Annotated in this window: 1 pseudogene; it reads left to right on the top strand. The window is 60.1% G+C overall.

From position 1 onward, the window contains the following. Window positions 1-104: 104 nt before the first annotated feature. Window positions 105-1205: pseudogene (locus FJ980_RS31935) on the top strand (IS4 family transposase); the annotation flags it as partial. Window positions 1206-1359: the final 154 nt, after the last annotated feature.

Below are 1359 nucleotides of genomic sequence, written 5' to 3' on the forward strand. Positions count from 1 at the left end.
CCCACGATCGTCCGGCACGATTTGTGCTTGTGTAAGTGCACGGCATTGATTCTGCTTCAGTTCAGGTGGTTACGAATCAACTGGACTCAAAGGAGACCAACGCCGTGCGGCATCAGAATATCGTTTTTCATGGCCTTCTGAAGCAGATTCCTTGGGCGACATTCGATCAGCTAGTGGAACAACACAATGCCGACAGGGACGAGCGACAAATCAAGTGCAAGGCACAGTTGATCGCGATGTTGTTTGGTCAACTCTGCGGGGCGCGCGGACTGCGGGAGATCGAGACCGCCCTGAAGAGCCACGCAGGCAAGCTTTATCATCTGGGCGGCGCCACGATCTCCAGGTCGGCGCTGTCAACGGCGAACAAGTCATCAGCTGCGGCAGAGGTGTTCAGCGCGCTGCTCTCCGGGTTGATCCAGCAGCTGCAGGCCGGCTATCGGCGCAAGGTCAAGGATTGCGTCCGGTTGATCGATTCGACGAGCGTGCGGCTGAGCAGTCTCAGCGGCAATTGGGCGACGTTCTCGACGGACGTGTGTGGCGCCAAGGCCCACATCGTCTATGACCCCGACGCCGACCAGCCGCTGTACCTGATCGTCACGGCCTCCAACATCAACGACATCACCGCGGCCAAACAGATGCCGATCGAGCCCGGTGCGACCTACGTGTTTGATCTCGGCTACTACGATTTTGGTTGGTGGGCGAAGCTCGATGAACTCGGCTGCCGGATCGTCACGCGGCTGAAGGCCAACACGCCCTTTGAGGTGGTCGAGGAGCGTCCGGTGGCTGCAGGATCATCGATCCTGAGTGATCGGACCGGATATTTGCCGAAGCGGCTTGCCGCCTCACGCAAGAACCCGATGTCTGGTCTGGTGCGCGAGGTTTGCGTGTTGAACGACAACGGCAAGCTGCTGCGCATCTTCACCAACGATCTGGAGGCGAGTGCGCAGGAGATCGCCGATCTCTACAAGCGGCGCTGGGCGATCGAGCTGTTCTTCCGATGGGTCAAACAAACCTTGAAGATCAGCCACTTCGTCGGAACCTCCGAAAATGCCATCCGCATTCAGATCACGATCGCCCTGATCGCCTTTCTGCTGCTGCGTCTGGCGCACGATGCTAACAAGATCGTCAAAAGCCCGCTCGCCTTCGCGCAGCTGATCAAGACCAACCTGATGCACCGCCGTCCGATCGCCGGATTGCTTCGACCCATGCCGCAGCCCGACCCGCACCAGCCCAAATTCGAGTTCGGACCCGCTGCGACACGCGCCGCGCACGCGCGACGGCGGCAACGCGCCCCGCTTGCTCTGCGAGAGGCCGCATGAAAGCATAAACCGTGCCGGACGCTCGTGGGCTTGACCCGAG

Origin of the sequence: Mesorhizobium sp. B1-1-5, from assembly GCF_006443065.1 — a bacterium.
Lineage (GTDB): Bacteria > Pseudomonadota > Alphaproteobacteria > Rhizobiales > Rhizobiaceae > Mesorhizobium.